This is a genomic window from Pseudoalteromonas sp. TB25 (assembly GCF_000497995.1).
Lineage (GTDB): Bacteria > Pseudomonadota > Gammaproteobacteria > Enterobacterales > Alteromonadaceae > Pseudoalteromonas > Pseudoalteromonas distincta.
This window is the reverse complement of the sequence record NZ_AUTI01000088.1, coordinates 1-5,687: the sequence shown is the minus strand read 5'-3', so window position 1 is coordinate 5,687 and position 5,687 is coordinate 1. Positions and strand designations below refer to the sequence as shown.

General features: G+C 37.5%; 6 protein-coding genes and 2 tRNA genes. 3 read left to right on the top strand and 5 right to left on the bottom strand.

What is annotated here, in order from left to right; translation table 11 throughout:
- The first annotated feature begins 6 nt into the window (after positions 1 to 6).
- Together hflC and L652_RS0101795 are read left to right on the top strand one after the other, a co-directional pair.
- Positions 7 to 990: a protease modulator HflC gene (hflC, locus tag L652_RS0101800; protein ID WP_024596490.1), complete on the top strand. Its 984-nt coding sequence runs from the start codon at positions 7 to 9 to the stop codon at positions 988 to 990.
- A 52-nt stretch (positions 991 to 1,042) separates the two neighbouring features.
- Positions 1,043 to 1,501 carry a hypothetical protein gene (locus L652_RS0101795; RefSeq protein WP_024596491.1) on the top strand — a complete coding sequence of 153 codons (459 nt, stop codon included), beginning with the start codon at positions 1,043 to 1,045 and terminating at the stop codon, positions 1,499 to 1,501.
- A 94-nt stretch (positions 1,502 to 1,595) separates the two neighbouring features.
- Here L652_RS0101795 and L652_RS0101790 read toward each other — a convergent pair whose 3' ends face one another.
- Complete coding sequence (locus tag L652_RS0101790; RefSeq protein WP_002962616.1) at positions 1,596 to 1,799, bottom strand: hypothetical protein; 204 nt, start codon at positions 1,797 to 1,799, stop codon at positions 1,596 to 1,598.
- Between the two features lie 650 nt (positions 1,800 to 2,449).
- On the opposite strand from L652_RS0101790, the gene L652_RS0101785 reads away from it, so the two are divergent.
- Positions 2,450 to 3,187, top strand: a complete 738-nt coding sequence (locus L652_RS0101785; RefSeq protein WP_024596492.1) for a Crp/Fnr family transcriptional regulator — start codon at positions 2,450 to 2,452, stop codon at positions 3,185 to 3,187.
- Positions 3,188 to 3,796: 609 nt separating this feature from the next.
- On the opposite strand, the gene L652_RS0101775 is transcribed toward L652_RS0101785, so the two are convergent.
- From L652_RS0101775 to L652_RS0101760, 4 genes are all read right to left on the bottom strand, one after another.
- Positions 3,797 to 3,873, bottom strand: a tRNA-Val gene (locus L652_RS0101775).
- A 52-nt stretch (positions 3,874 to 3,925) separates the two neighbouring features.
- A tRNA-Val gene (locus L652_RS0101770) sits at positions 3,926 to 4,002 on the bottom strand.
- 113 nt (positions 4,003 to 4,115) lie between these two features.
- Entirely contained in the window at positions 4,116 to 5,180 is a 1,065-nt protein-coding gene (locus L652_RS0101765; protein ID WP_024596494.1) for a DUF3080 family protein, read from the bottom strand.
- Positions 5,143 to 5,687, bottom strand: a 545-nt coding sequence (locus L652_RS0101760; protein ID WP_024596495.1) for an MATE family efflux transporter, incomplete at its 5' end; no start/stop codon positions are given. The genes L652_RS0101760 and L652_RS0101765, both read right to left, overlap by 38 nt.

Below are 5,687 nucleotides of genomic sequence, written 5' to 3'. Positions count from 1 at the left end.
GCAGCCATGAAATTTTATTTAATCGTTGGCGGCAGTATTTTAGCTGCAATTGTAGGGGTTACTTTATATAGCGCTTTATATACGGTTAACGAAGTAGAGCAGGTTGTTATTACTCAGTTTGGTAAACCGGTTGGTGAGCCAATTAGAGAGGCGGGTATTCAACTCAAAATGCCATTTGTTCAGCAAGTTAATTTTATTGATAAGCGCGTGCTGGAATGGGAAGGAACACCTTCTGATATGCCGACCAAAGATAAGCTTTATATTTCTGTAAGTCTTTACGCGCGGTGGCAGGTTACCGATCCGTTGCAGTATTTTTTACGCTTAGGTGATGAGCGAAGCGCACAGTCTAGGCTCGATGATATTTTTGGCAGTGAAACGCGTAATGCAGTAGCCACACACGAATTAATCGAAATTATTCGTACAACGAAAGATCGCCAACCTTTGCGTGACTCGTCACTCACCGAGGCTGAAAAAGAGCAAAATATTGGTAGTTTAGTGCCTATAAGCATGGGACGCTTAGTTGTCGAGCAAGATATATTTAATGAGGCGGCAAAAAAAGTGCGCGTATTTGGTATTGAGCTTATGGATATTCGCTTTAAACGTATTAATTATAATGAAAGTGTACGCCCTAAAATCTATGAACGTATGATCAGCGAACGTCGTCAAATAGCAGAACGCTTTTTGTCAGAAGGAAAAGGCGAAGCTGCCCGTATACAAGGTAACAGAGAGCGAGACTTAGATAAAATTCAATCTGAAGCCTACCGAGCAGTAACAGAAATTAGAGGTAAAGCTGATGCTAAAGCAGCCGCTATTTACGCCTCAGCCTATAACAAAAATGATCAAGCAGTCGCATTTTATGCATTTACCCGTTCGTTGCAGGCGCTTGAACTTGCCCTTAGCAAAAACACAACATTGGTATTATCGACCGATAGTGAGCTATTTCAGTATTTACAACACACTCAGGCGAGTGAGCCTAATCCTAAAAATTAGCATGCTTCATATTTAAATATTGTATAGATATCATCAAACTTAGGAGCAATAAATGCAAATTGAAACAATTAGAGATGTACTCAATTGGACCGTTTTATTTCACAAAAACTTAAAAGATAGCCTAAACCAGAGCTCTAAACAAAATAAGGATGAGGGAGCACGAATGATGCTTCGCTACCTATCTGAGCATGAGGAGAGTTTAGAGAATATTGTACAAGGATTTGAAAATACGGCAGACGTAAAAGCGCTAAACACCTGGTGTTTTGATTACATCGAAAAGCACTCAATTATTGAGCGCGTTGATTGCAACTCACTCTTTGAAGAGCTAGATATCTCAGACATTATGGATAAAATAGTAAACCATCATGAACAAGTTATTGAGTTATACATTCATATATATTCTCGTGTAGATATCGAAAGCGCAAAAACGTTGCTTGATACAATAAAAGATATTGAAGAAAATGAGATCAAAAGAATTGTGCAATCGGCTAACCGATTTTCAGATATGTAATAGATAGGAAAAGCTGACAATATTTCTGAAAAATGTCAGTTTGACCAAAAATATGCTTAGCTAATTTTTTGTACTATAGAGCAACCAGTTAAATTTATTTTGTTACTGGAATATCATTTAATAGCTTTATGATAGCGCTGTTATTACCGAGTTTAGCTAAGTCTAATAGGTAGCTTTTTTCTAGCTCTTGCATTGACTGATCTGCTAATAATTCTTTTACCGATTGTTCTTCCCCATTTGCTATTGAAGTTTCTAAGGCTGCAAAGTTTGCGATTGAGTGTTGAATTTCATTAGTCATAATAAGTCCCGTTTGTTGTGATGCAAGGTGGAGCGAGTAATTGGATTAATTTATCATCGCTATTGACTAAATGCTGGTACAAAGACGACATTGTTTGCTGCACCAACTTTACACCTACTGAATCAATAGCGCACCATTAAAAATGTTCATAAAGTTTATCTTATTGCTGAATACATACACCAACATATATCAAGCAACGTTAATGGTCGGTTCGTCAACCCACATAGTCTAATAGTAGTGTTCGATTTTTTATAACAGGGAGTTGTCGCTATATTGTGGTGTAGATTATCTTTAATCTCCATCAATCATTATGGATATATATTAACTAAAGGCAGATAAATTTAAACTATGTGTGTTAGCGTACATATTCGCCTTGTTGTATTGAAGATTTTATTATTTCAGTGAAGTACAGCGGGAGTGTCGGCTTATATTAAAAGTGAATAAGCGTAAAAAGGCACCTTAAAATTCTTTAATAAAAATAGAACAATTTTTATTATCAAAAAGCAACGACCTTTCATTTCTAGCGCCCAATAACTGTATAAACAAATCCGAGTTTATTATTAAAACATCCTGACTTACATGCTTTTAAGCCATTACTTTGAGGTTTTATTAGTTATAAGTTGGGCATATAAAAAGGAAATTCACACTCGATGGGTCAATTGAAGAACACACTGCTTAATGCTTTAACTACTGATGCACAACACCGCATGTTTCCGCTTTTACAGCGAGTCAATTTATCCCTTGGAGAAGTTATTTATGAAACAAGTGAAAAGCTCGATTACGTTTATTTTCCAATAGATAGTATTGTTTCATTATTGTATGTGATGATTGATGGCTCATCTGCTGAAATATCAGTTATTGGTAATGAAGGGGTTGTAGGTATAGCTGTATTTATGGGGGGAGAAAGCACCCCTAATCGGGCTATTGTGCAAAGTGCTGGTACCGCTTATCGCTTACCCGCTTGTGAATTACGCAGGCAGTTTAACAGCGAGCCTGATATGCGTATGCTCATGTTACGTTACACGCAATCATTAATTACCCAAACGGCGCAAACCGCAGTTTGTAATCGTCATCATAGTATAGTGCAACAACTAAGCCGCTGGCTTTTGCTATCGATTGACCGTTTACCGAGTAACAATTTAATAATGACTCAAGAGCTAATAGCAAATATGTTAGGCGTAAGACGTGAAGGGGTAACTGAGGCCGCTGGTAAACTACAAAAACTAGGTGTTATCACTTATAAACGTGGTCATATTAGTGTGATAGACCGACCTCAATTAGAGCACCAATCTTGCGAGTGCTATGAGGTTGTAAAAAGAGAAGCAGATAGGTTGGAGTCTTATATGGAAAAAAAACCTAACACGAAAGAACCATCAATTATCAGTTAATATATTCTGGTATCTAATAAGTTTATTTATATAAAAATAAAATTCAGTAATAGCTTCAAAAAACACAGCCTAGCAAGTTGTTCACTGAGTCTGGGCTCTAAAATAAATTTATTAAATGACACGAACAAGTTTAGGTTACTGGTCACTTAATCTTCAATTGCAAAGTGGTAAATTTGTAAGCTAGGGAGTGCTTTTTCTTCGGTTTTTTATTACTTTGAAGTGGTACGACTGAGTGGATTCGAACTGCTGACCCTTGGACCGGGTGATCAAGAGCGGGTAGTGCTTTTTCTTTCAAATGTACTTTATTTATTTTACTTAAATGTTGGTACGACTGAGTGGATTCGAACTGCTGACCCTTGGACCGGGTGATCAAGAGTGGGTAGTGCTTTTTCTTAGGTTTTTTTAATTACTTTGAAGTGGTACGACTGAGTGGATTCGAACTGCTGACCCTTGGATCGGGTGATCAAGAGCGGGTAGTGCTTTTTCTTTCAAATGTACTTTATTTTACTTAAATGTTGGTACGACTGAGTGGATTCGAACTGCTGACCCTTGGACCGGGTGATTAAGAGTGGGTAGTGCTTTTTCTTAGGTTTTTTCATTACTTTGAAGTGGTACGACTGAGTGGATTCGAACCACCGACCCCTACCATGTCAAGGTAGTGCTCTAACCAACTGAGCTACAGTCGTACAATTTTTTTAGTTCTTAAATAGATTTACTCTTTAAGTTAAGAATAAATTTTGGTACGACTGAGTGGATTCGAACCACCGACCCCTACCATGTCAAGGTAGTGCTCTAACCAACTGAGCTACAGTCGTATTGCTTTATTTAAGTAAGTGTTAATTGCTTAACAACGGCGGCTAATATATAGCGTGGCGGTTGGTGAATCAAGCAAGTTTGTTGTTTTTGAGTTTATTTGCCGTTTTTTTATTCATATTGGGCTTATTTCACACGTTTTATAAAAACCTTGCCACCAAACCACATGCTTTTTAGCTGAGCTTTTAAGTAAGTTCAGTAAGTTACTTGTCGAGCCCGTTTTGACTAAGTTATTAATTTGAGGGCTTGAGATACTTTCGTTAAACCAAAGCTCATTATAAAGCGGTTGTAGTACCTCTAGATAACCAGTTAATTGCGCTTGATAGGGCTGAATTTCTTTTAGGTAAAACTTTTGAAATACGTTGCTTATGATTTTTGCGTTTTTATTATTTTTATCCTCTGGGCACAGCGTATTAAAGTTTAGTGTTTTTACAAACTGTGTAGCGTTGTTATTTAATACGACCTGCATGCGGACTGATTGAATGAGTGCTTGGTTAAATTGAAATTTATTAAGCTGCTCGAGTGCACTAAAAATAGAGTCGCTATTAATTTCACTAAATTCTTTAGCCTTAATTTGCTGCTTAATGAGTGCAAGTTGCTTTAGCGCAAATACGGTATCGCGAAAACCAGCGGGTTCAGTAGTGAGCTCGTTTGAGGTGAGTTGCCAGGTACGATTTAACTCAGGTTCTTTAAATAACATGGTATTAAAAAAGTACATTAGGTGTGTTTCTTTATAGTTTTTGGCTGCGAGTATTTTTGTGTAACTAGGGCTATTTTTATCAAGCGTATTTAAGCAAACCTGTGCACTTTTAATAAAGTTTATTTGATATTTTAATTGCCCAGCAGCACTGGCTGTTTTCCCTAATTGGTTGTTGTGCTCACTTATAAGTACGTTAAGCTTACATTGGCTAATGCCTGCAAGCTCAACAATACTCAGTGTTAAGTCACTTTGTGCTATTGGGGGAGGCTGCAGTAAAGGGAGTTGCTTGAGTGGCGTAGGCTGTGTTGGGCTTGCATTAACTGTGCTACTTAAGCGTTCAATATAAGTAGCGTTTACACTACTTTGTGGTTTGTTGCAGCCAGTAAGCATTAAAAAACACATTACCAACAAAGCAGCTGGTAATGATTTAAGGCTGAGCTTATTAGTTTTGATTGAGTGAATCACTGTTAGCAAATTCATATTTTAGACGCTTTCTTACTGTTAGCATTAATAAAATAGCAGCGACACTAAGGCCTACTATTATTCCAACCCAAAAGCCATGCGGCCCCATAGCTGGCACAATTATGTCTGTTCTTGCCAATACGTAACCTAAACAAAAGCCGATTAACCAATACGATATAAACGTAATATACGATATAGGCGTGGTGTATTTTAACCCACGAAGCATGCCATTTGCAGCAACCTGTAATGCATCGGGTAACTGGTAGACACACGCTAGTATCATAATTGATGAAGCTAGAGCCATTACAGCGGGACTGTCGGTATAAAGTTGGCTAATTAAATCACGACCTGTAAAAGTCATAAGTGCCAAAAATAGTGCAATTACAATAGCTAATATGTAACTAGTCGATACGGCAACTTTTAACTGCTGTAAATTATTTTGACCATATAGATTACCAATACGAATACTTATAGCGATAGAGAGGCTCAGCGGCATCATAAACAGCAATGTAGTTACACTGGCTG

Coding starts and splice junctions, on each gene's coding strand:
- hflC (WP_024596490.1), top strand. CDS start 7: ATGAAATTTTATTTAATCGTTGGCGGCAGTATTTTAGCTGCAATTGTA.
- L652_RS0101795 (WP_024596491.1), top strand. CDS start 1,043: ATGCAAATTGAAACAATTAGAGATGTACTCAATTGGACCGTTTTATTT.
- L652_RS0101765 (WP_024596494.1), bottom strand. CDS start 5,180: ATGAATTTGCTAACAGTGATTCACTCAATCAAAACTAATAAGCTCAGC.
- L652_RS0101785 (WP_024596492.1), top strand. CDS start 2,450: ATGGGTCAATTGAAGAACACACTGCTTAATGCTTTAACTACTGATGCA.
- L652_RS0101790 (WP_002962616.1), bottom strand. CDS start 1,799: ATGACTAATGAAATTCAACACTCAATCGCAAACTTTGCAGCCTTAGAA.